Annotated in this window: 16 protein-coding genes and 1 pseudogene; 12 read left to right on the forward strand and 5 right to left on the reverse strand. The window is 57.7% G+C overall.

Going from position 1 to position 23,057, the window contains the following annotated elements:
* Positions 1-160: 160 nt before the first annotated feature.
* Together ACYQ15_RS18485 and ACYQ15_RS18490 are read right to left on the reverse strand one after the other, a co-directional pair.
* Positions 161-1,138 carry an alpha-ketoacid dehydrogenase subunit beta gene (locus ACYQ15_RS18485; protein ID WP_459938968.1) on the reverse strand — a complete coding sequence of 326 codons (978 nt, stop codon included), beginning with the start codon at positions 1,136-1,138 and terminating at the stop codon, positions 161-163.
* A gap of 284 nt (positions 1,139-1,422) precedes the next feature.
* Positions 1,423-2,388 (reverse strand): thiamine pyrophosphate-dependent dehydrogenase E1 component subunit alpha, encoded by a 966-nt coding sequence (locus ACYQ15_RS18490; protein WP_459938969.1) that lies wholly within the window; start codon positions 2,386-2,388, stop codon positions 1,423-1,425.
* Positions 2,389-3,009: 621 nt separating this feature from the next.
* Here ACYQ15_RS18490 and ACYQ15_RS18495 point away from each other — a divergent pair.
* From ACYQ15_RS18495 to mgtE, 6 genes and pseudogenes are all read left to right on the forward strand, one after another.
* A pseudogene (locus tag ACYQ15_RS18495) lies at positions 3,010-3,428 on the forward strand (T3SS (YopN, CesT) and YbjN peptide-binding chaperone 1).
* 103 nt (positions 3,429-3,531) lie between these two features.
* Positions 3,532-3,798, forward strand: coding sequence for a hypothetical protein (locus ACYQ15_RS18500; RefSeq protein ID WP_459938970.1), 267 nt, complete (start codon positions 3,532-3,534; stop codon positions 3,796-3,798).
* Positions 3,799-3,834: 36 nt separating this feature from the next.
* Positions 3,835-4,971, forward strand: a complete 1,137-nt coding sequence (gene alr / locus ACYQ15_RS18505) for an alanine racemase (protein ID WP_459938971.1) — start codon at positions 3,835-3,837, stop codon at positions 4,969-4,971.
* A 343-nt stretch (positions 4,972-5,314) separates the two neighbouring features.
* The gene (locus ACYQ15_RS18510; protein ID WP_459938972.1) at positions 5,315-6,250 is read left to right on the forward strand and encodes a diguanylate cyclase domain-containing protein; all 936 of its coding nucleotides are present in this window, start codon (positions 5,315-5,317) and stop codon (positions 6,248-6,250) included.
* A gap of 279 nt (positions 6,251-6,529) precedes the next feature.
* The gene (locus tag ACYQ15_RS18515) at positions 6,530-11,158 is read left to right on the forward strand and encodes a response regulator (protein ID WP_459938973.1); all 4,629 of its coding nucleotides are present in this window, start codon (positions 6,530-6,532) and stop codon (positions 11,156-11,158) included.
* Positions 11,159-11,367: 209 nt separating this feature from the next.
* Positions 11,368-12,747, forward strand: a complete 1,380-nt coding sequence (gene mgtE, locus ACYQ15_RS18520; protein ID WP_459938974.1) for a magnesium transporter — start codon at positions 11,368-11,370, stop codon at positions 12,745-12,747.
* A 35-nt stretch (positions 12,748-12,782) separates the two neighbouring features.
* On the opposite strand, the gene ACYQ15_RS18525 is transcribed toward mgtE, so the two are convergent.
* Both ACYQ15_RS18525 and ACYQ15_RS18530 read right to left on the reverse strand, forming a co-directional pair.
* Positions 12,783-13,085, reverse strand: a complete 303-nt coding sequence (locus tag ACYQ15_RS18525; RefSeq protein ID WP_459938975.1) for a hypothetical protein — start codon at positions 13,083-13,085, stop codon at positions 12,783-12,785.
* 337 nt (positions 13,086-13,422) lie between these two features.
* A complete protein-coding gene (locus ACYQ15_RS18530; protein ID WP_459938976.1) occupies positions 13,423-15,969 on the reverse strand; it encodes a DNA internalization-related competence protein ComEC/Rec2 in 2,547 nt (848 codons plus the stop codon).
* A 64-nt stretch (positions 15,970-16,033) separates the two neighbouring features.
* Here ACYQ15_RS18530 and ACYQ15_RS18535 point away from each other — a divergent pair, with 64 nt between their 5' ends.
* Positions 16,034-17,278 carry an HD domain-containing protein gene (locus tag ACYQ15_RS18535; RefSeq protein ID WP_459938977.1) on the forward strand — a complete coding sequence of 415 codons (1,245 nt, stop codon included), beginning with the start codon at positions 16,034-16,036 and terminating at the stop codon, positions 17,276-17,278.
* 104 nt (positions 17,279-17,382) lie between these two features.
* Here the strand turns inward: ACYQ15_RS18535 and ACYQ15_RS18540 are convergent, their stop codons facing one another.
* Complete coding sequence (locus ACYQ15_RS18540; RefSeq protein WP_459938978.1) at positions 17,383-18,366, reverse strand: HD-GYP domain-containing protein; 984 nt, start codon at positions 18,364-18,366, stop codon at positions 17,383-17,385.
* A gap of 369 nt (positions 18,367-18,735) precedes the next feature.
* Here ACYQ15_RS18540 and ACYQ15_RS18545 point away from each other — a divergent pair, with 369 nt between their 5' ends.
* The 5 genes from ACYQ15_RS18545 (at position 18,736) to ACYQ15_RS18565 (ending at position 23,046) form a co-directional block, all read left to right on the forward strand.
* Positions 18,736-19,056, forward strand: a complete 321-nt coding sequence (locus tag ACYQ15_RS18545; RefSeq protein ID WP_459938979.1) for a hypothetical protein — start codon at positions 18,736-18,738, stop codon at positions 19,054-19,056.
* Positions 19,057-19,268: 212 nt separating this feature from the next.
* Positions 19,269-19,727, forward strand: coding sequence for a division/cell wall cluster transcriptional repressor MraZ (gene mraZ, locus ACYQ15_RS18550; protein WP_459939620.1), 459 nt, complete (start codon positions 19,269-19,271; stop codon positions 19,725-19,727).
* A 42-nt stretch (positions 19,728-19,769) separates the two neighbouring features.
* Complete coding sequence (rsmH, locus tag ACYQ15_RS18555) at positions 19,770-20,753, forward strand: 16S rRNA (cytosine(1402)-N(4))-methyltransferase RsmH (RefSeq protein WP_459938980.1); 984 nt, start codon at positions 19,770-19,772, stop codon at positions 20,751-20,753.
* Positions 20,753-21,040, forward strand: coding sequence for a hypothetical protein (locus ACYQ15_RS18560; RefSeq protein ID WP_459938981.1), 288 nt, complete (start codon positions 20,753-20,755; stop codon positions 21,038-21,040). Before rsmH ends, ACYQ15_RS18560 begins: the two co-directional genes overlap by 1 nt.
* Before the next feature lie 32 nt (positions 21,041-21,072).
* The gene (locus tag ACYQ15_RS18565; RefSeq protein ID WP_459938982.1) at positions 21,073-23,046 is read left to right on the forward strand and encodes a penicillin-binding transpeptidase domain-containing protein; all 1,974 of its coding nucleotides are present in this window, start codon (positions 21,073-21,075) and stop codon (positions 23,044-23,046) included.
* The last annotated feature ends 11 nt before the right edge of the window (positions 23,047-23,057 follow it).

A 23,057-nucleotide genomic window follows, 5' to 3' on the forward strand; every position in this document is an offset into this window, starting at 1 on the left:
CGGGATCGGGATCGGGATCGGAACAGAAGCAATGTGGAGGGATACTCAAAATTTTCGAAACCCGATTCCGACCCCGACACCGACCCCGATTCCGGAGATAGATCATACAACGTGCTGAATAGTTACGAAAGATGGAGATATCCGCCCATTGCCAATTCCTCTACAAAATCTCCCTGATCGCCGAAATCAGTCTTTGCGCGTTGGGAATATAGAACTGTTCCTGGGGCGGACTGGTCGGAACAGGAATGTCCGGACCGGTGACCCGGCGCAGGGGGGCCTTGAGATCGGCGAACGCTTCCTCCATGACCACCGCGGCCACTTCGCCGCCAAAACCGCCGGTCCGCGTGGCCTCGTGCAGGACCACCAACCGACCTGTTTTCCGGACAGAAGCCAGCAAGGTCTCCTTGTCCAGAGGCACCAGGGTCCGCAGATCCACGATTTCCGTCTCGATTCCCTCCCCGGTCAGCTGTTCGGCCGCCTCCATGGCCGCGCCCAGCATGCTGGACCAGGTCACCACGGTGACGTCCTTTCCAGGGCGCTTGACCTCGGCCTTGCCGATGGGGGTCAGGTATTCCTCTTCCGGAACCGGCATGGGCGCGAAGTAAAGCCCCATATGTTCGATGAACAGCACGGGGTTGTCGTCCCGGATGGCCGACTTGAGCAGGCCTTTGGCATCGGCTGAAGTGGCGGGCATGACGACCTTCAATCCCGGACAATGGGCCGCCCAGGCCTCCAGGTTGTGGGAGTGCTGGCAGCCCGCGCCGAATCCCGCGCCGGTCTTCATGCGCACCACCAGGGGGAAGCTGGACTTGCCCCCGGAGAGATAGCGCAGCTTGGCCGCATGGTTGACGATCATGTCCGAAGCCAGGGTGAAAAAGGGGTTGAACATGATCTCCACCACGGGCCGCAAACCGGCCTCGGCCGCGCCCACGGCCAGCCCGGCAATGGCCGCTTCGGATACAGGAGTGTCCTTGACCCGCTTTGGTCCGAATTCCTCCAGCAATCCGGTGGTGGGAAACATGGGGTTGACGTGAATGCTGACCCCGACGCCCTCCCCGGCGATGAATACGTTGGGATCCCGGCGCATCTCCTCCCGCAAGGCCTGATTGACGGCCTGTCCCATTCCGAGTTTCTGCATGGTGCTCTCCATTTATGCTGACCCCGCTGGGGGTTGTTTTTCAAAGGTGCTCCAGTGAATATGGTCCTCGGTCCGATCGCAATCGCAATCGAAATCGAAATCGCAATCGAAATCGACTCCCGCTCCGAGTGCGCTCGTTCAGCTCCTGTTGATGTTCGTGTCCTTGGCTGGTTGACCTTTTACCAATGATTCCGTTTTTTTCGATTTCGATTCGATTTCGATTCGATTTCGATTGCATTTCGGTTGCGATTGCGATTTTGGAATCGTTTGGAAATGGGAGCAGGTCAGTCGACCCAGACATCCTCCAAGGCTTCTTCCGGAGCGGGGTAGGGGCTGTCTTCGGCGAACTGAACCGCATCCCGGACAACTGCCTCGGCCTTGGCCTGCATTTCCCGCAGGTCGTCTGCGGTCAGTATGCCCTGTCGCAGAAGATCGTCCTGCAGGCGGGGGATGGGGCATTTTTGCTGCCATGCCGAAATTTCATCCCGGGGCTGGTAATGTTGCGGGTCTGTTTCTCCGTGGCCCCGGCAGCGGTAGGTCTTGCATTCGATGAGGGTCGGACCTTCGCCCGCCAGGGCGCGTTGTCTGGCTTCATGCACGGCCTGGTACACGGCCAAAGCGTCGTTGCCGTCCACGATCACGCCGGGCATGGCATAGGCCGATGCCCGGTCCGCGATGTCCGTGACCAGGGTATGCTCCTCGCAGCGTTGGGCTCCGGCATAAAGGTTGTTCTCGCAGACGAAGATCACCGGCAGCTGCCATAGGCTGGCCAGATTCAAGGCTTCGTGAAAGGAGCCCTCGTCCGCCGCGCCGTCGCCGAAAAAGCAGACCGTCACCCGCTGCTCGTCCCTGTATTGCTGGGCAAAGGCCCGGCCCACGGCAATGGGCAGGCTCGCCCCCACCACAGTGGACGTGCAGGGCGCGTTGACTTCGGGCACGGCCAGATGCAGCGTGCCGCTCTTGCCCTTGTTGCAGCCGGTGCTTTTGCAGAAGATTTCGGCCATCAGGGCATTGGGGTCCGCGCCCTTGGCCAAGAGATGGTTGTGGCTGCGGTGGTTGGTGATGATCACGTCCTCCGGCTCCAGAGCCGCGCAGGCTCCGGAGCCCACGGCCTCCTGTCCCGTGCAGAGGATCATCATCCCCGGAATCTTGCCGACGATCTTGCACAAATCGACCAGGGCGTCCTCGAAATGCCGGGACAGCAGCATGGTCCAGAGCATTTCCCGTTTCTTCTCCGCGGCAATCTGCATGCGACCTCCATTTAAGGTTGAGTATGTCAGCCCAGGGCAATGCCCTGGTTCAGGGAGATATTTCCTTAGACTGGGGCTACCAGAATTAATGAATGCCATTTGCGCGAAGCCATTGTTCGATCGCTGCACCACAACCATTCCGGCCCGACACCTGATCCAAAGAACACCGGCCGGCATCTTGAGGAATATTCGAAGTGCAAAAATTGTCTCCAGAGGGTTGGTCCGAGATTTCTTAAAGCCTGTAAAAAAAATAACAACACTCTTTATGTATCTGAAAAAAATTCGATTTTTTCTTTCATCCATAACGGGCATGGCGGATGATTTGGCAAAAAGATGCAATGACTGTTTGTGACAATACCTAAATGGAAATCCAGTCACTCTCAATCCCCGCGGACAACTTCCGCATCCGTAAACAAATCCAACGCGGGCAAAGCCCGCAACCCGAAAAAGTGTTCTCACGCAGAGGCGCAAAAAAAACTAAGGAATAGAGCCGAGATCCTGAGTGTGACAGGTCTGGAAGCCCTCGTCTACAAAGGTTTTGATACTGAAGGAAATTCGCAAGTCTACGCGGATCTTGGAGTACAACGCGAAGTGCAGTGCGAGCATTCCCAGCCAGAGATCATGCGGCAGCGACTGCTACAGACGATTCGGGAGTATACCGGACTTGTTGACCTGGAATTCGACCAGTACAGGGATACCGCCGTCACCTTTGGCAGCATGGTGGTGTTCATCCGCTGCCAGGCCGATCCTCCGCTGGTGCGGTTTCATTCCCCCGTGCTTTCCAATATCCAACCAAGCCCCAGGCTCTATGAAAGGCTGAACGAGTTGAACGTCAGGGCGGATATTTGCATTTCTTTCATTACAGGAACCGGGTAGTTGCGGTGACCGACACTCCTGGTGCCCCATTTGTTGTTGACCATGTCATCCAGGCCATGAAGCGGTTCTGCGAGGTTGTCGATGACATGGACGATATATTGGTCGCCGAGTTCGGCGGAACTGTGGCCCGACCGGAAAGAATGCCGAGCGTGCTTGTACATTGAGGCTTTTTGAAGGCTGCTATTTTCTTGATTTGATCGCTTGATGCGGGTAGCAAAATTCAGTTTTTTTGAATGAGATGGAAACCTTCCAACACGGAGAATGATCATGGACGGCACGCTCAACAAGGTTATCCTGATCGGCAGGTTGGGAGGTTTTTTTTCAAGCAGAAAAGGACAGGAACAATTTCAAAAACTGAATGAATCTGGAGCAAAAGCAGGCCTCAACTTACCTAACATAAAAAGTAGCTTGGCGAAAATCAGAATGGAAATGGCGCGGGTAGAGACGGACGTCCAGCAAACTCCGGGACAGATATTCCGGGAGAGTTTCGCCGAGGTTAGATATGCGCCTGATGTTTGTTCTCGGCATGTGTAATGAATTGAGCGTTTATCATCTCAAGGACGACCCATCATGGCTATTGATTACAACCTTCTGAAGGTTTTCGTTGATTTGCGAGCCATCCAGGCCAATTATCGTCTGCTGTCGACCCGGGGAACACGGTTGATTTCCGTGATCAAGTCCGATGCCTACGGCCATGGCCTGATTCCCGTGGCCAGGGCCTTGGCGGATGTCGGCGCGGATTTCTTCGCCGTGGGCACGGTGGGGGAGGCGGCCAGGTTGCGGCCTGCTGTGCAGGGAACCGTGCTGGCCCTTTTGGGGCCGCAGTCCGCTGATGATTTCCGGGTCGTGGTGGAACAGGGCATTTTGCCACTTGTGGCGCGACTCGATCAGCTGTCCGGATTGCAACGGGAAGCGGCCCGTGTGGGACGGCAGATCCCCATTGCCCTGAAGTTCGATACGGGCATGGCGCGGCTGGGTTTTGCCGAATCCGACGTGGAGACGGTCTTGCGCTCCCTGAGTGAGGCGCATCTTTTGCGTCCGGATTGGCTGATCAGCCACCTGGCCACGGCGGACGAGCCCCAGCAGGCGGATTATGTCCATGAGCAGGCCGCCCGCTTCCGGCGCATCTCCGATAAATTTTCCCATGCCGGATTTCCCTTGCGGCGTTCTCTGGTCAACTCGGGCGGGTTGCTGGCCTTTCCGGAACTGGCCTGGGACGCCCAACGGCCCGGCATCGCTCTCTACGGCGCCAACCCCTTTCACGGCACGGAACTGGCGCACCTTGGACGGGAACTCCGCCCGGCCATGCAGGTCCAGGCCCCGGTACTGGCCGTGCATCCATTGCCGAGAGGCGCCTCCATTTCCTACGGCCGAACCTATGTCGCCAATGAGGACAAGACAGTGGCCATTGTCGGCGCTGGATACGCGGATACCTATTCCCGCGGCCTTACCAACAAGGGCTGGATACTCATCCGTGGGCAGCGGGCCAAAATTCTCGGTCGAGTTTGCATGCAGCTCACGGCCGTGGATGTCACGGACATTGCCGGTGTTGCGCCAGGCGACATGGCCGTATTGCTGGGTGAGCAGGGCGGCCAGACCATATCTCCGGAAGAACTGGCCACCTGGTGGGGAACCATCACCTATGAGGTGTTCTGTCTCCTGGGAATGAACCAGCGTGAACATATCACCTGTCGGCCTGTCGCATAATGCTGAAACGAAACGTCCATTCGCCAGCCGACCAGGATGATCAACTCTCCTGCCCATTGCAGTGGTGCATCTTGTAACGCAATCTTGTTCCCCCTCGCAGTTCAATCTGTTGCCGACTTCCGCGCAAAATAATGTCGCTGTAGTGATAACGCCACTTCTGCCTGAAACCAGCTGAGGGGGTGTTCATCACAGGGAACGTTATGTCGATTTGCGATGATTTGTTGACCTCTTCTTGTGTTCCATCTATGCATCATCAGTATCAAATATCAGTGACATTGTGCGAAAAAGCACCACATGAGCGGCATTCGGCAATGTACGCCATTGAAGCATCAAACGGAGAATCATGATGGTTGAGGAACGTCAGGCCAGAATTCTTATGGTGGATGATGAACCCGTAAACATTGAATTGATCGCCGATATTTTCGATCAGGATCATGAGGTGCTTTTTGCTGTCAATGGGGAAAAAGCCCTGGAAATCGCCATGGCTTCCGCACCGGACGTCATCCTGCTGGACGTGTTGCTGCCTGGAATGGACGGATTTGAAGTGTGCTCCCGGCTGAAGGCTGATCCGCTGACCAGGGACATCCCCGTCATCTTCATCACCGGTCTGGGCGATACCATGGCCGAAACGAAAGGTTTGGAACTGGGGGCCATGGATTATATCGCCAAGCCCATCAATCCTCCGGTGGTCAAAATGCGCGTTCGCAACCAGATCGAGCTGAAACGCGCCCGGGACCAACTGTCCCAACTGGCCACGACGGATGGTCTGACCGGTTTGGCCAATCGACGCCGATTCGACGAAGTCCTGGCTATGGAGCATGCCCGTCATGTCCGGTCCGGGACGGAACTGGCGCTGATCATGCTGGACATCGATCATTTCAAGCTCTTCAACGACACCTACGGTCATGTCCGGGGCGACGATTGCCTGCGGGCCGTGGCCGGAGTTCTGCGGGAATCCCTGCACCGGGCTACGGACCTGGCGGCACGCTACGGCGGCGAGGAGTTCGCCTGCATCCTCCCGGATACGAAATCCAGCAATGGAATCCAGGCTGTGGCGGAACGGATTCGTCAGGGGGTCGAAGCACTGGGCATACCCCACGATCACTCGCCCACCGAGGACCATGTCACCGTCAGCCTTGGGGTTGTTGGCACATGCTGCACCCAGGAAATCACCCCTTCCCAAATTGTGGCCCACGCTGATCAGGAGTTGTATCGGGCCAAATCCCAGGGTCGAAACCAAATTTGTTTTTCATTCAAAGTGAATTGCGGACATCGATAAGTCATTCCGGCGAAAGCCGGAATCCAGGTCTTTTTTCTGACTTTGCTGAATAGTTATCAATTCTGTAACTGTTCAGCATGCTACTGCCCTGCGGACTTTGGCATCGGGATCGGGGTCGGTATCGGAATCGGGATCGCAGGCGAAGCCATCCATAGGTCTTCTCAACATTTTTCAAAACCGATTTCGATCCCGACACCGACCCCGATGTCGGAGGCAGATCGCACATCATGTGCTGAATAGTTACCCAATTCTGATTGTTTCAAAACAAGGATGACGAGCTTGCCCGCACCGTACCGTTTTCTAATCGTGTTGGTTCTGCTGTTGCTGCCCTTGCAGGTCGACGCTCTTGAACTCACTCCGGCCGAACAGGCCTACCTGCGGGAACTCGGCAAAGTGACCATGTGCGTGGATCCGGACTGGGAACCTTACGAACGGCTGGACGGGCAGGGCAATTTTACCGGCATCGCCGCGGATCTCGTGGCCATCGTCTCCCAGCGTCTGAATATTCCCTTTGTCATCGTGCCCACTGTGGACTGGGATGAAACACTGAAAGTTTCCCAGCGCGGCGGGTGCATGATCATCCCCTTCCTGAACCAGACACCGGCCCGGGAGGAATGGCTGATCTTCACCGAGCCGTTGTTCACGAACCCCAATGTCTTTATCACCCGCAACGAGCATGACTTCATCTCCGACCCCGCGGAACTTGTGGACAGAACCGTAGTCCTGCCCCGCGGCACCTCCATGGAGGAATTCCTGCGTCGAGACTACCCGAACCTGAACATCATCACAGTGGAGAGCGAAAACGAGGCCTTTCGAATGGTTTCGGAAGGCAAGGCGGATATGACCCTGCGCTCGCTGACCATCGCGGCCTACACCATCCGCCGGGACGGCTGGTTCAACCTGAAAATCGCCGGACAGTATCCGAATTATTTCAACAGGCTGCGCATGGGTGTGGTCATGGACATGCCTGAATTGCGCGACATCCTGAGCAAGGCCATCCTGACCATCACCCCTCGGGAGCGGGACCGCATCGTCAACGAGCACGTGAACATCGTCGTGGAAACGCCCGTCGACTATCAACATTTGTTCAAGGTCGGCTTCGGATTTTCGATGCTTGCCCTGCTCGCCCTGGCCTGGAGCGGCCAGATCCGGCGACGAAACAAACGCCTGGAGGAGCTCGGCAGGCAGCTCAAGTCCGACATCGCCACCCGGGAGCAGATCGAGTGCCGGCTTAAGGAACATAGCGACCATCTGCGCCTGGTGATCGACACCGTACCCAACTACATTTTCGCCAAGGACATCGACGGCCGGTTTCTGTTGGCCAACAAGGCCATGGCCGATGTTTTCGGTCTGTCGCCGGATGAGGTTGTGGGCAAGACCGATCATGGCCACGGGGCGACGCAGGAGATGGTGGACTTCTACCGCAAGGCGGATCTGGCGGTGATCGAGAGTGGTCGTCCGATGTTTATTCCCGAGGAAAAAGTCCTACGCAAGGACGGGTCCATGGGCTGGTTCCAGACCATAAAGATTCCCTATCAACATCCTGAGCTGGACAAGCCGGCGATCCTCGGCGTGGCCGTGGACATCACCGAGCGCAAGCTGTCCGAAGAGGCCGTGCGCAACAGTGAACGCCGTTTCCACCAGCTCGCCGAGCAGAGTCGGACCGTGATCTGGGAAGTGGATGCCCAGGGCCTGTATACATACATCAGTCCGCTCTGCGAGATAATTTTTGGCTACCAACCCGTGGAGTTGGTTGAGAAAAAATATTTCTGGGATCTCGTCCCCGATTCGGATCGGGAAAACATCAAGGTCATGGGATTGCGGATAATCTCAGCCAAGGAATCCATCGAAAACATGGAAAACAGGATTCAGACCAAGGATGGGCGGATCTTGTGGGTCCTGTCCAACGGGGTGCCTCTGCTCGACGAGAATGGCCGAGTCCGGGGTTTTCGCGGTTCAGACGTGGACATAACCCATCGCAAGCACCTGGAGGAACAAATCCGCTTCAAGAACGACCTCCAGGAGTTGATCGCCCGCGTGTCCGCGGAATTCATCAACGCCACGACGTCGAACATCGACGACAAGATCAACGCCATGCTCGAGCGGTACGGGAAGTTCCTGCGTGTGGACCGGACCTTCCTGTTCCAGTTCTCCCAGGATGAGCAGCACATGTCCAACACCCACGAATGGTGTGCACCGGGCATCGAGGCGGTCAACGCCGACATGCGGGACTTTGCCGTGGCAAACCTGCCCTGGCTCGCCGAGGCCGCTGCAAAGCGGGAAATGCTCGAGGTCCGGGATGTTGATGTGCTGCCGGAGGGTCCGGACAAGCAGCTGCTTTTGCGCCAGAAAGTGCGTTCCATGCTCTGCCTGCCCATCGTCAAGAACGACAAGCTGCTGGGCTATTTCGGCCATGACGCGGTGAGGGACGTTCGCATCCTGGATCCGGAGCAGGTCCAGCTGTTGCGGATCATGAGCCACATCCTCGGCGACGCTCTTTCCAGAAACCAGTTTGAACGGGAGCTGCAACAGGCCAAGGAGCAGGCCGAAGCCGCCACCCGGGCCAAGAGCGAATTTCTGGCCAACATGAGCCATGAAATCCGCACCCCCATGAACGCGATCATCGGCATGTCCTACCTGGCCCTGCGCACCGACCTGACGCCCAAGCAACAGGACTACCTGACCAAGATCGACAATGCCGCCAAATCCCTGTTGGGCATCATCAACGACATTCTGGACTTTTCCAAGATCGAGGCCGGAAAGCTCGAACTGGAGCATGCCCCCTTCGACCTGGACGAGGTGTTCAGCAGTCTGGCATCCATTGTCGGACTCAAGGCCGAGGAGAAGAAACTGGAACTGGTCTTCTCCGTGGCTCCGGAAACGCCGCGTCGGCTGGTGGGCGACGCCCTGCGTTTGAATCAGATTCTGATCAATCTGGTCAACAACGCAATCAAGTTCACCAAGCAGGGCAACGTGGTTCTTTCCGTCGAACCCTCTCCGACCAATCCGCCTTCAGCCTTGCCCGTGTCTCATCTCTCCGGGGATCATGTCGGCCTGCTCTTTACGGTCCGCGATACGGGCATCGGCATGAAAAAGGAGCAGCTCGCCCAACTGTTCCAGGCATTCACCCAGGGAGACGCTTCCGTCACCCGCCAGCACGGCGGCACCGGCCTGGGTCTGGCCATCTGCCGGCAACTGGTGCAGATGATGGGCGGGACCATCCAGGTGGATAGCGAGTTCGGGCGGGGCAGCACCTTCAGCTTTACGGTTTTTCTGGAAAAGGCCGGGAATCAGCAACAGTCATTGGCTCGGATGGAACATGCCGATTCCCGGCTCGCCGCCCATCGCCTGCTGGTGGTCGAAGACATGGAGGAGGCCCGGGAGGCGCTGGTCGTCATGCTGCAAAACCACGGCTTCCACGTTGTCGCCGCGGAAAACGCCGACCGGGCCATGGCCATGATCCGTGACGCCTCGGCCCTGGGAAGCCCCTATGACCTGGTGCTCATGGATTGGCGGTTGCCCGACGTGGACGGCATCGAAGCCATCCGTCGGATCAGGTCCGATGCATCACTGACAAGCATTCCGAAATTCATCCTGGTCACCGCCTTCGGCCGGGAGGAAATCATGCATCAGGCCAGGGAAATCGAAGCCGGCTTGTTGTTGAAGCCCATGAACGAATCAATGCTCCTCGATGCCCTGGCTCAGGCTCTTCAACCGAATCCTTCCCGGGAGAGCAAAAGCAAAGAACGGCCATCGTCACTCCGCTCCGCTCCCCTTTCCAACAAGGACCTGTCCGGCCGCCGGGTGCTTCTGGTGGAGGACAATGCCTTGAACCGCGATCTAGTCAAGGAGCTGCTCTCCGACACAGGCCTGACCGTCGAGATGGCGGTCAACGGTCGGGAGGGCGTTCTGCTGGCGACCACAAAATCCTTCGACCTGATTTTCATGGACGTGCAGATGCCCGAGATGGACGGTCTGGAGGCGACTCGGGAGATCCGAAAATGGGAAAGCAGCATCCATCATCCCCGCATCCCCATCATCGCCATGACCGCCCATGCCATGGCCGGGGACCGGGAGAGCAGTCTGGCGGCGGGCATGGACGATCATTTGACCAAGCCCGTGGACCCGGAAAAGCTGAAGCAGACCTTGCTTCGATGGATCCCGTCAACGCACCGGCTTCGGAGCGAATATCACGACCTTGAAAGCAGGGAGGCGGCCTCCCGTCCAGGTGGAGATGGGACAGGCTCCGGTAATCGAGCGCTGGAGAGCGAAACTGCATCGAAAGGTCTGCCTGACGTCCTTCCTCCCTTTGACATCCCCAAAGCCCTGCTCCGCTGCAACATGAAACGCAACCTGCTGCAGAGACTGCTGACGAGTTTTGGGCAGGAGCATGCCGAAACCATGTCCAGGTTGCATGCCATGGTTCGTCAAGGTGAGCTCAAGGATGCCCGTATCCTTGCGCATTCCCTGAAAGGCGTGGCCGCGACCCTGGAAGCCGGCGATCTCGCTGAAGCAGCCAGAAATGTCGAAACGGCACTCCGGGACGGTCGACACGACAACTTCCCTGCCCTGCTGGACAAGCTGGATGTCTTCCTGAAGCAGGCCCTGAAAGCGGTGACCACTGTTTTCCCCCCCGCCGGACAGCTTTCGCCGCTTCCTGCCCGCACCACGCACTCTCTTCTGGAGCCCTCGCAAGCCCAAGCCGCTTTGTCCGAACTGGCAACCCTGCTCCAGGACAACAATCTCCGGGCCCGCAAACAATTCATCTCCCTTGCCCCGCAACTCTCCGGACACGGTGTCGACGCCCAGCTGAGCGCATTGCAGGACAGTCTGAGCAAACTGGATTTCGAAACCGCCCTGCATGCCGTAAAGCAGATCATGGATCGTCTTGCAGAGAGGAGAACCTGATCCTCGTCAGCGATTTGCGAATCGGGTCTTCAGTACCTATCCTTTTTCAGAAGGTAACTACACAGCACATTTCGCAACAAGACCTGGATTGTTCCGGCTTGTCTCGATTTTCGGCATCGCCTGTCTGACTGAGCCAGGATTCGTTCATCGATCCATTGCCGGACGCAAACGTCCCGGTTGTCTTGACGAAAAATTTAGGGGGGTGATTCATGAGCAGGGATGAGATGCTCAACACCATCAATCAGTTGCTGGTGGAGGACAGGGAGCAGGAGGCCAGGGAATACTGTGCCATGCTGCATCCGGAAGACTTGGCCGGTTTGCTGACCAGTCTTTCACGGGATGAACAGTTGCGAATTTTTGCAATGGTCGGCCCTAAAACATCCGCCGAGGTGTTCTGTCGCCTGCAGCACGACGATCAACAGGAAATCGCGGTATTGCTGCCGGACGCGCAGCTGGCCCGAATCATCTCCCACATGCCCGCGGACGACCGGGTGGATCTCTTCAAGACATTGCCGCCGGAGCGGGGGGAAACGCTGCTGGGCATGATGGCCAGGACGGAACGGGAGGACATCCGCAACCTGAGCTCCCATGCCGAAGGCACGGCCGGGAGCGTCATGACCTCGGACTATGCCTCGTTGAGCGCGAACATCTCGGTGCGGCAGGCCCTGGACCGGCTGCGCCGGGAGGCGCCGGACAAGGAAACCATCTATTCCGTCTACGTGTTGGACGACCAGCGCCGCCTAGTGGGCACGGTCTCCCTGCGCAAGCTGATCATCGCCCGCCCAGAAACCAGGGTGGGGGACGTCATGCTGTTCGATCCGCCTTTCGTGCGGGTGGACGACGACCAGGAAGTCGTAGCCGCCAAACTCCATGAGTACGACCTGCTGGCCATCCCGGTGCTGGACACCGAGGATGCCATGGCCGGTATCATCACCTTTGACGACGTGCACGACATCATGGTTCAGGAGGTCACCGAGGATTTTCACCGCATGGGCGGTGTTTCGCACCAGGAGCCACCGGGCATTTCCACTCTGAACATGCGCGACGTCTCGTTCTGGCTGATGGTCCGCAAGCGTCTGCCCTGGTTGCTGGTCTTGGTCTTCATGAACATTTTTTCCGGCGCGGGCATTGCCTATTTTGAGGACACCATCGCGGCGGTGGTGGCCCTTGTCTTCTTTCTGCCGCTGCTCATCGACTGCGGCGGCAATGCCGGCAGCCAGGCCTCGACGTTGATGATCCGCGCCCTGGCGACAGGCCGGGCCCAGCTTGGCGATTGGTTCCACCTTCTGGGCCGGGAAGTGCTGGTTGCGGCCGTTCTGGGCATCTGCCTGGGCGTGGCGGTCTCCTTCATCGGCATCTTCCGGGCTGGTCCGGAAGTGGCATTTGTCGTGGCCCTGACCATGGTCTGCACCGTACTCTTCGGCAGCCTTGTCGGCATGTCCCTGCCTTTTTTGCTTAACAGGCTGAAAATGGACCCGGCCACGGCCAGCGCTCCCCTGGTCACGTCCATTGCAGACGTGGGAGGCGTGCTGATCTATTTCTCCATCGCCACCTACCTGTTGCGCGACATTATCGCGGCAGCGGGCTGAAAGATCTTCAGGCGAAGAGCTTTTGCCACACGACGTCAAGGGCAGGCATGGACGCCTCTGGAGTCGCTTCCGCAGTCGGCGATTTTGAAGATGCATCTGTTTCTGCAGTCATCGTCCCGGCAGCCGTCCAGGCATTGGACGAACATCGATCGGCATTCCATGACAATGGGTTGAAAAGCACTCTCGCAACATGCGGCGCAAACCGCCTCGTCCATCTCAACACACTCTTCCAGGCATAGTTGGTGGGCTCGCTCCAGGGCATTGCTTCCAGCCCATGTCACGCTTGACGCCGCCAATACAAGACTGATTCCCGCAAGCAAGATCATCATTTTCCGCATCCGCTTTCTCCTCCTGTTGAATGTGAACCGGTTTCCCGAACCAGGTTGAAGATGAACCTGGCGGTCTGTTGCCGAAATATTGGACAAGTACTTTCCTTGTAACTACGTGAGCGCAAGTTCTGTTTGCGATCTTCCTCCGGTTATCGGTATCGGGGTCGGAATCGGTTACGAAAATTCCATATTGCCTTCGCTCCCGATAACGACCCTGATACTGACTCCGATTTCGAATCTGATTCCGATGCCAAACTCGGCAACAGCAATTTGCTGAGCAGATACGATGAGTCGTTCAATAACGTGCTTGTATCATGGGAGACTTTTCGCTGGAAGTCCTGGTCATTCATGGATGTTCGATCCTTCCGCGGCGTTCGGAGCGAATGGTCGGCGGGGCTGATGAATTTTTCCAGCGGATGGTCACGGCGCCATGTTCCGCCGAATTGTAGAGGGGAATGTCCATATCCAGCAGGGTACGAACGATTTCCGGATGAGGATGGTTGAAGCGGTTGAGAAAACCGGTGCTGACCAGGGCGAAGCCGGGGCGCACCCGGGCGTAAAGTTCCGGCGAGAAGCTGGACCGGCTGCCATGATGTGGAACGATGAGGACTTCGGCGCTCAGGTCCGCGTTACTTTGCAGCAAGGCTGCGATGGACGGCAGTTCGATGTCGCCGGTGAGCAGCGCCAGAGGACGGTCCTTCCAGATCAGCCGCAGGACAAGCGAGGCATCGTTGTCCTTGTTCGCTCCCGTCCATCGATCATCCGGGTGCAGGACTTCAAAGCCCACATCCGGCCCCAGACTGATGAAATCTCCCTTTCTCCAGACCTGTTCGGGGATGTTCCGGCTGGTCAGGATCTCTTCCAGGAGTTGCCCGTCATGTCCCTCCGGCCCTCTTCCCTGGGAGGCATATTCCCTGACTCGGAAATGGCGCAGAGGGTAGTACAGGCCTCGGTAGTGGTCGAAATCCGCGTGGCTGAGCGCGATGCCGTCGAGTCTTGGCGGTTTTCCGCGGGTCAGCGTCGGCGTGATGACTGCCTGCCCGAGGTCATAGTTCCAGGTCCAGAATCCGCCGCCGTCCACCAGCCAGCGTTTTCCTTTCGGCAATTCCAGCAGCACGGCCTGTCCTTGTCCCACGTCGAGCATGCGCAGGGTAATGCCTTGGCGCTGTTCCTGAAACAGGGTGTGCAAGATGGGAATCATCAGCAGCCCGACGGCCGCGAAAACCAGACCCGGCCGAAGCGTGCGCGGTTGCGTCCACCAGGCCGCCACGGCCAGCGGAAGCATCCAGTAGCCCAGGAACTGCGGCCAGAGCGGTCTGGCCGGGATGCTCACCCAAAGCCAGCCTGCTCCATCCAGAAAATGCAGTCCCTGGACCATCTTTTCCAGGACAAGACAGGCAAGGCTGAGAACAGGTCCGGCCAATTCGGCGGCGCCTGGAAGCAGCAGCAAGAACAGACCGGTCAGTCCCAGGGGGAAGACGATCAGCCCGAGCAACGGCAGCCAGATTACGTTCAGGTACAGATGGGGGCTGATACGTCCGAAATACCAGGCCTGCAACGGAAGCAGGGCCAGGGTGGCCACTGTGCTCACGGCCAGAATGCCCAATCCGGCTGCCAGGGGTTTTTGCCACCAGGGCCGCTGCGTGAAACGCATGGCTTCTCGTCCCAAGGGCCAGACCAGGGCCAGTCCGGCCACGGCCAGGGCGGAAAGCTGGAGGCGCAGATCAAAAACCGTCAGCGGATCGAGCAGGAGAATCACAAGCAGAGCCAGAAACAGGCCGTCCAGGAGCACGCGCTGGCGATTGAACATCAGCAAAATGCCCCAGCAGGCGAACATCAGGGCGGCGCGCGTCAATGACGGGACTGCCTGGCCAAGCCACAGGTATCCCAGGACCAGGGGGATGCTGAGCAGCACGGCCAGCTTGGGGCGCGGCAGGCGGAGATAGACTCCCGGCGACGCCCAGCCGATCAGCGTCGCCGACAGCCAGCCCAGGCCGACCACGAATCCCAGGTGCATGCCGGAAAGAGCCATGCTGTGCGCCAGGGATGCCCGCTGAATGACATCCATGGTTTCCGGATGCAACAGCGAGCGGTCGCCCATGAGCAGGGCCAAAAGCATTGCCTGTCCCTGTCCCGGGGGGCTGGCTTCCAGAAGATCCCTCCGGATCCGGAGGCGCTTCTCCCAGGCGGGATTGGCGGCGCCGGACACCTGGATGTCGGTATTGTCTCCCCGGGAGTAGGCCCGGTGTCGGATTCCTTGTCGCGCCCAGTAGGTTTCGCTGCGGGACATGCCCGGGTTGGCCATGCCCTGAATCGGGCGGATGCGCAGCGTGGTGCGCACCTCACTGCCCGGACCGGGAACGTCGACGGAAGTCTGCCGGTTCCAGAGCAATTTCCCGCCCAGCGGAACGGCCTCTTTCACCCCGTCGAGAATCCGCACGTCGTCCAGGATGATCTGATACAGTTGTCCCGGACGCGGCCGCACCTCGGCCACCCGGCCGGTGATCTCCACAAGCGCGCGTTCCATCGAGGGAGTTGACGCTCCCGGAGGGGGCTTTTGCGGATGCAGCAGGTGAACGGTTCCGATGCCGGCCAGAAACGTGAAAACGAGGAACACCGATAGGCGGGCCTGGCGAAGGATTGCCGAAGTGGCTTCCGTGCTGAGCGTGGAACCGTGCCATGGGAATTGTGGTGGGAGCGCAGATATTGCCGGCTTGAGCGAGGATCCAAGCAAAGCCCAAAGGTACAGAAGTATGGCCGTGGTCGCGGGCAGGGGCCATTCCCAGGCCAGCATGCCGAGGATCCAGCCGCAGAGCAGGTGCTGCCATGGCAGAAGCCCGGGCCAGAGAGTCTGGCCCGGCGGATTGTCCTGTGGATTTTGATCCCTGATCATGCTAGTGGCTATTGTTTGGAACTGCCGACACCAGGCCGTAAAGTCCACACAAGGAGATCAAGCCATGGCCAGTATCCGCAAGAGTCTCTTGCAGCTCATTTTCGCCGGTTCCTTCATGAAGCGCTGGAACGACAAGCTGCGGCCCATGGAGTTGCTGGAGGTGGACAAGCAGGCGCACAAGATGATCGTGGCCTGGATGCTTTTTGAGCTGAACTCCCGGGACATGGACCATGATCAGCGCCTGATTCTCGGTCGACGGATCGTGGAGGGGGGGATTTTCGAGTACCTGTATCGGCTGGTGATCACGGACATCAAGCCCCCGGTATTTTATCAGATCAAGGCCAATCCGGCCCATTACCGCCAATTAACGGACTGGGTCCTGGAACAGTTGAAGCCCCGGGTCGACTGCCTCGGAGCCTCTTTCTGGGAACGGTTCCGGCTCTGGCTGGACCATCCCGAGGAAGGCGATCTGGCCCGGAGGATTCTGGATGCAGCTCACAGCTACGCCAGCCGCTGGGAGTTTCACCTGATCACCAATATCGGGAGTTACGACGACGAACTGGAGGAGATCGAGGAAAGCTTCCGGGGGCAGCTGGAAACGCACCGTGATTTGCTGGGCATGCCCGAGCTGCTGCAGGGTACGGGGAGCCACCTGGGCAGGCTCGCCCATCTCAGCGGGCAGTTGCGGTTCCAGAAGCGCTGGTCGCAGACACCGCGTGTTCCGGAGACGTCGGTCCTGGGACATATGTTCGTGGTGGCCTGTTACAGTTATTTTTTCAGCATGGCCGTGGGAGCCTGCAACGCCCGAAGCCAGAACAATTTCTTTGCCGGCCTGGTCCATGATCTGCCGGAGTTGTTGACCCGGGACATCATTTCCCCGGTCAAGCGATCCGTGGTCCGGATCGGCGACCTGATCCGGGAATACGAGATGAAGGAGCTGGAAAAGCGGGTCTTCGCACCCCTGGAGCAGGGGGGGTATGCGCATCTTGCCGAGCGCCTGTCCTACTTTCTCGGGCTGAATGTGGGCTCCGAATTCACGAGCACGATCATCCTTCAAGGGCTGATTCGGGAAGTGACCTGGGAACAGCTGCAGGAACCCTACAACCAGGACCGCTTCGACCCCAAGGACGGCATGCTGTTGAAGGTCTGCGACAACCTGGCGGCCTTCATGGAGGCGTACACGTCCCTGCGCAACGGGATCAGCAGCGACCAGCTCCAGCAGGCTCTGTGGCGGATTCGGACCGAGTACCAGCAGGTCAGCCTCGGAGACGGGATGCACATCGGAGCCCTGCTGGCTGATTTCGACTGATGGAAGGGAACAAGCAGTAACCAAATACTCACGAACCTCACAGCTTACCGCCAGAAATCTCACTTCCCCCCATTCCCCGCGGTTTTTTCCCGCTGTTCCCCTGGCTACCCTAATATGATCGCCTGGAGGATGCGCACGATTTTAGCGTTCAAGCCCGGGCTTTGACTGAGAGCCTTGACCGCTTCTTCGGGAGATTGGGCCTCGGCATAGGGGCGGTGGGTGATCATGGCGCAGTAGGAATCCGCCACGGCGCAGATCTGGGCGACGATGCTGATCTGTTTGCCGGATATTTTCTGAGGGTAGCCTTTCCCATCCAGTCGTTCCTGATGCTCCAGAATCTGTTTGAGCACGATATCCGAACGAATGTTGAGGGAATGCAGAGATTTTGCTCCCACCCAGCAGTGTTCCCTGATCTTTTCCAGCTCGTCCCTGGTCAGCGGGGTGGTCTTTTGGCGGATGAACGCTGGAATCTTGCTCATGCCCAGATCATGGACCAGCAGCCCAAGGGCGACTTCGTCAAGATGTTTGCGGCGAAGTTCGCCCTCGTTGAGACGCAGATAGATTGCCAGGCCGACGAACGTTGTGTTGACGCTGTGCTTGGCCAATGTGTGGTCCGGCCAGAGACATTTCCTGAATTCCTTGATTCGAAAAGGATCTTGCCACAGGTATTCCGTCAAAACCAGGGAGTCGGACTGCAGTTTCTCGAATACCGGAGCCACAGGTTGATCCATGAAGGCCCCCACCTGTTCGGTGAGGGCGTGCTGAAAGATCAGCGCGATCTCCGCCGGCTTCAGATTGGTGTCCATGAGGACGAGGTCGAGCTGTTTGCTAATGTGCCGCGCGTAAATGGGATGATCCTTACGGGAAAGAAAGATCAAGCCGTGATTGCTTTTTTTCAGGATCTCTTCGCGCTGTTCGGCACTGATACGTTCGTTTGCCTTTGACAGGAGAAGCAACTGGGCGACCTGTTCCTTGAAAAAAAATATGTCCAAGGGCGGCCGAAAGCGGGGGAAACTTTCCAGAATGCGCGGGCTGGCCTGGTAGTATTCTTCATGAAGATCGAGTGGTTGCGTCGTGATGTTTTTCATTCTGGAGTGCCTGTTTCAGGGGGCAGCAGCATCCGGAAGCAGAAAGCATTGTTGCCTGCACCGCGGCGAAGCGCCTGCCTGCTGAGTGTGACGTGATACTCGGGATTCTCCGCGTATATGCTGAGCATACGGCATCCGTTCCGAAGGAAAAAGCACCGACTCGTTTCTCCGCGGCGAACGATCGGTCAAACAAGGTCAATAGTCAGCATATCTTTCTTGCAAGCCCAATATCAATTAATGTGATTGCGGCTCAAAAAGCAACCTCTCATTTGCAGCCTTTTCTACAGTTTGCGAATTTTCCATGGAAACATATCGGCATCCATTCAGCAAATGTCGAGAAGGAGATCTCGGTGCCGGCGGTTCACCGGTATGACTGATCTGGAACGGCTTGCGGCAAGAAGTCATTCCGGCGAAAGCCGGAATCCAGTGCAGGTCAATGACCAAGCACTGGATGTGCTGAACAGATACGGATCTCGAAACCTACTTGTAATAAAAATGCATTCGCGGATTTATCTCTCGCCGGATCCAATGCGTTCTTCACCCGTAATGATGTGCCGTGAATTTTTCGCAACGTGTGCGAAATTCAAGTTTTGGATTCAGAAAAGCCTTTCCAGTGCCGACGCGAACACTGATGATGCATACTTTTGGGACTTTGCAGCAGAGGCGACAGAGAGCGATGCATCCCACTAGAGTAAGAAGATTTTTGATTAATAATCCTGGATAGGGCTGAATTTCCGGATATTCAATTTATGATTTTGATCTCGCTGGATTAAGTCTGCTTTTCATTTGATTTTGGAAATTTACCCTTTTTTTTGGGTAAAGTTCAAATTCCTTGACATTTAGGAGGATGTGCGGAAGAAAGTGGGAAAAAGTGGGAAAATGTGGGAATGAGTGGAAAAGTGATGACCTTTCGTGGACATGCCTATCGAAGCCTGGATCCCAAGGGACGCTTAATGCTTCCTCAGGAATTTCGGGATGTTGTTCTTTCAGCAGGGCAGCATGGAAGGGTTATTTTGACAAATTTTGACGGATGCGTGGTGGGATATTCACTCCAGGAGTGGGAAGTAATTGAAGAGAGTTTCCAGCGCATCAACATGCTCAACCGACAGCTTCGTGATTTTCAGAGATTTTTTATTTCCGGAGCCATGGAGCTGGAACTGGATAAGCAGGGCAGGATTCTTATCCCCCCGCATCTGCGAACCTACGCCGGCCTGACCAGAGAAGTCGTGCTTGCCGGTGTGGGACGAAAATTTGAAATCTGGGATCAGGAGCGTTTCGAGGAACAGCGTCGCAAAATGGAAGAAGACTTCGACCAGGTGATGGATGCCTTGGCCCAAAGCGATTGCGAGTTGCGGATCTAATTCGGGTGATTGGCGTCAGCAGACGGTATCGCAGGGAAACCGATGTCAGACCCTTTGGAAGACAAACCGCATCAAGCCGTTCTGGTGGAACAGGTGCTGGAGCATCTTTCCCCGTTACCCGGTGGACGCTACCTGGACGGAACCCTTGGCTTCGGAGGCCATGTCGCCGCGGTGCTTGCGAAAACCAATGGCGACGCCGAAATCGTGGGGTTGGATCAGGATCAACATGCCCTGGATTGGGCCGCGAAGGAACTGCGCCGTTCATGGCCCCAAGCCCAGCTCGTCCTGCGGCATGAGCGGTTCAGTCGTTTTGCGGATGTGTTGGACGAAATGGGTTGGGACAGGCTTGACGGCGCCTTGCTGGATCTGGGGTTTTCTTCCTTCCAGGTGGACACGCCCGAACGCGGCTTCAGTTTCCTGGCGGACGGACCGCTGGACATGCGCATGGATCCGCAAGGGACGGTCTTGACGGCACGTGAGGTGCTCAATTCCTATCCTGTGAGGCAACTCGCCAAGATTATAGGTGAATTTGGGGAAGAACCCCTGGCGGGCAAGATTGCCCGGCGAATCGACGAGTATCGACAATACGCGCATATCGACTCCACCCTGGAACTGGCCCGGATCGTTGAACAGGCCTATCCGCCCGCAAGGCGGGCCCAGGCCCGCAACCATCCGGCGACCCGGACCTTTCAGGCCCTGCGCATGTACGTGAACGACGAGGTCGGAGAATTGACCCGCTTTCTGGATGGAATTGTTCCATATCTGGCTGAGAACGGTCGTGTTGTAATCATATCCTTTCATTCCATTGAGGACAGGATCGTCAAGCACTTCTTTTTGAATCAGGCCAAGAAATGTCTGTGTCCTCCCCGTCAGCCCTACTGTACGTGCGGTCACACGGCGACCTTGAAGGTGCTGACCAAAAAGCCGGTCATGGCTTCAGAGGAAGAAAATCTTCGTAATCCCCGCAGTCGCAGTGCCAAGCTGCGCGCGGCGCAACGCATCGAGATGCTCGATTCGAGGGATTGATGGCCGCAAACGTGAAAAGATCATCCGCCATCCATTGGCTGACGGCGTTGCTCGGAACCGGAGTGCTGGTGCTGGGCCTGCTGCTGGCTTGGATAAATATCGAGCGATTGGATCTGGCCTATGAGTTGAAGCAGTTGCAGACAGAGTTGGAGCAAAAGACCAATTTGCAGGCCAAGCTGGAAGTGGAGCGGATGAATCTCCTGTCCTCCTCACGATTGCGGTCCTTGGCCGAGAAAAGCGAATTACAGCAGGCCAGACAGGGCCAGATCAGAACCCTGACGCCCTGATTTTCACGCGGATACAGACGGAAACGCTCGCCATGAAAAAGGATCGGAACAAAAAAAAATCGTCCTGGGATTGGGTCAAGATGCGCATGCTTCTGGTGGGCGTGTTGATTTTGATGCTCTGGGGCGGGCTGTGGTTCCGGGCGTTCCAGGTCCAGATCCTGCGCGGGCCCGAACTGACGGCAATGGCTGCCAGGCAGCACAAGGCCGCGGAGTTCGAAAGGGGCATGCGCGGTGAAATATTCGACCGCCAAGGTCGATTGCTGGCCAAAAGCACTGCTGTTCACTCGGTTTATGTCCGCCCACTCGAACTGGAAGATCCCGCGGCAGCCGCGCCGATCCTGGCCGCGGCCCTGGAAATGCCCGTCAACCAGGTTCGAAACCAGCTGCAGCGGCCCCAGAACTTCGTCTGGCTGGCGCGGCAGATCAGCGATCGCAATGCCCGTAATATCATCAATGCAGGTTTGCGGGGAGTCTATCTGACCGAGGAGTCGGCCCGGTTCTATCCTCATGGGCACCTGGCCGGGCAGGTCCTGGGGTTCGTGGGCCTGGACGGCGAGGGGCTGGAAGGCATCGAGCGCACCTTCGACAATATGCTCGCGGGAAAAAAGGCCACCTTCATCGCGCAGCGTGACGCCTCGGGGCGGCGCATGTATCTGGACGCCCACGGCCGGGAAGAGGATTTGCGGGGCGCCAACATCACCTTGACCCTGGACGCGCAAATCCAGTTCTTCGCCGAGGAAGCCCTGGCAGCCGCGGTCAAGTCCTTCAACGCGAAGTCCGGAGTGGCCCTGGTGGTGCATGTCCCCACCGCGGAAATTCTGGCCATGGCCAACTATCCCTTCTTCAACCCCAACATGCCTCGCCAAAATTCCGAACAATGGCGCAACAGAATCTCTCTGGACGCCCTGGAGCCCGGTTCGACCCTCAAGCCAATGCTTATGGCCGCCGCCCTGGAAGAAGGCATCATCAATCACGATACGATCTACTATTGCGAGGAAGGCCGGTGGCGGCTGACCGGCGTGAACATCCGGGACGTCAAGGGACGGGGATGGCTCCCCGCCAACAAGATTTTACGGTATTCCAGCAATATCTGTTCGGCAAAAATCGGACTGGATCTGGGGGCGACCAGATATCACGGCTACCTGCGGAAAATGGGTTTCGGCGAACGGACCGGCCTGCCCTTGCCGGGTGAAAATCCTGGTTTGTTGCGACCTCCCAGGTCCTGGTTCCCCGTGGATCTGGCCGCTGTTTCCTTCGGTCAAGGCATGTCCGCCAACGCCCTGCAAATGGCCAGGGCGTATCTTGTTTTGGCCAACAACGGCGTCATGAAACCGTTGCAGATCGTCCTGGAGCCGAGACAGGAGCTGGAACCGATGACCGTGATCTTTCGCGAGAAGGTCGCCCAGACCGTGATGAGCATGCTTCAGGAAGTCGTGGAGGAAGACGGAACCGGCACGGCGGCGCGCATTCCCGGAGTGATCGGCGCGGGCAAGACCGGTACGGCCCAGAAGGCCACGGCGGAAGGCCGCTACGGAGACAAGTATCTGGCCTCCTTTGCCGCGTTCTATCCCGGGGACAGGCCTGAGTATTTCATCTATGTGGCCGTGGACGAACCGCACCCCCAGCATTACGGGGGCGTTGTGGCCGCTCCGGCGGTGCGCGACATCGGTCTTCGGGCGCTGGCGTATGCCGGGAAACTCCCGGAAGAGAATCAGCATGAAGCCTATCGCACCGTGGTGGCGGAATCCTACGGCGGTCGGATCGGGAAAGAAAATTTCGTGAATGCTTCCCTGGTCACCGGTCTGGTCGTTGACGAGAACCGGGATGACATGGTTCCAAATCTGCTGGGTCTGAGCGTGCGACGTGCCGTGGAACAGCTGCGCGGATACGGAGTGATGCCGGTGATCGAGGGCGGCGGGGGCATTGTCTCGAAACAGTCGCCGGAACCCGGCCAGCCGTGGACCATGCCGGAACGGCAGTTGACGCTTTGGCTGGAATTGTCCTGAGGGATCATCGT

The sequence above is a fragment of the Desulfonatronum parangueonense genome (assembly GCF_054656975.1).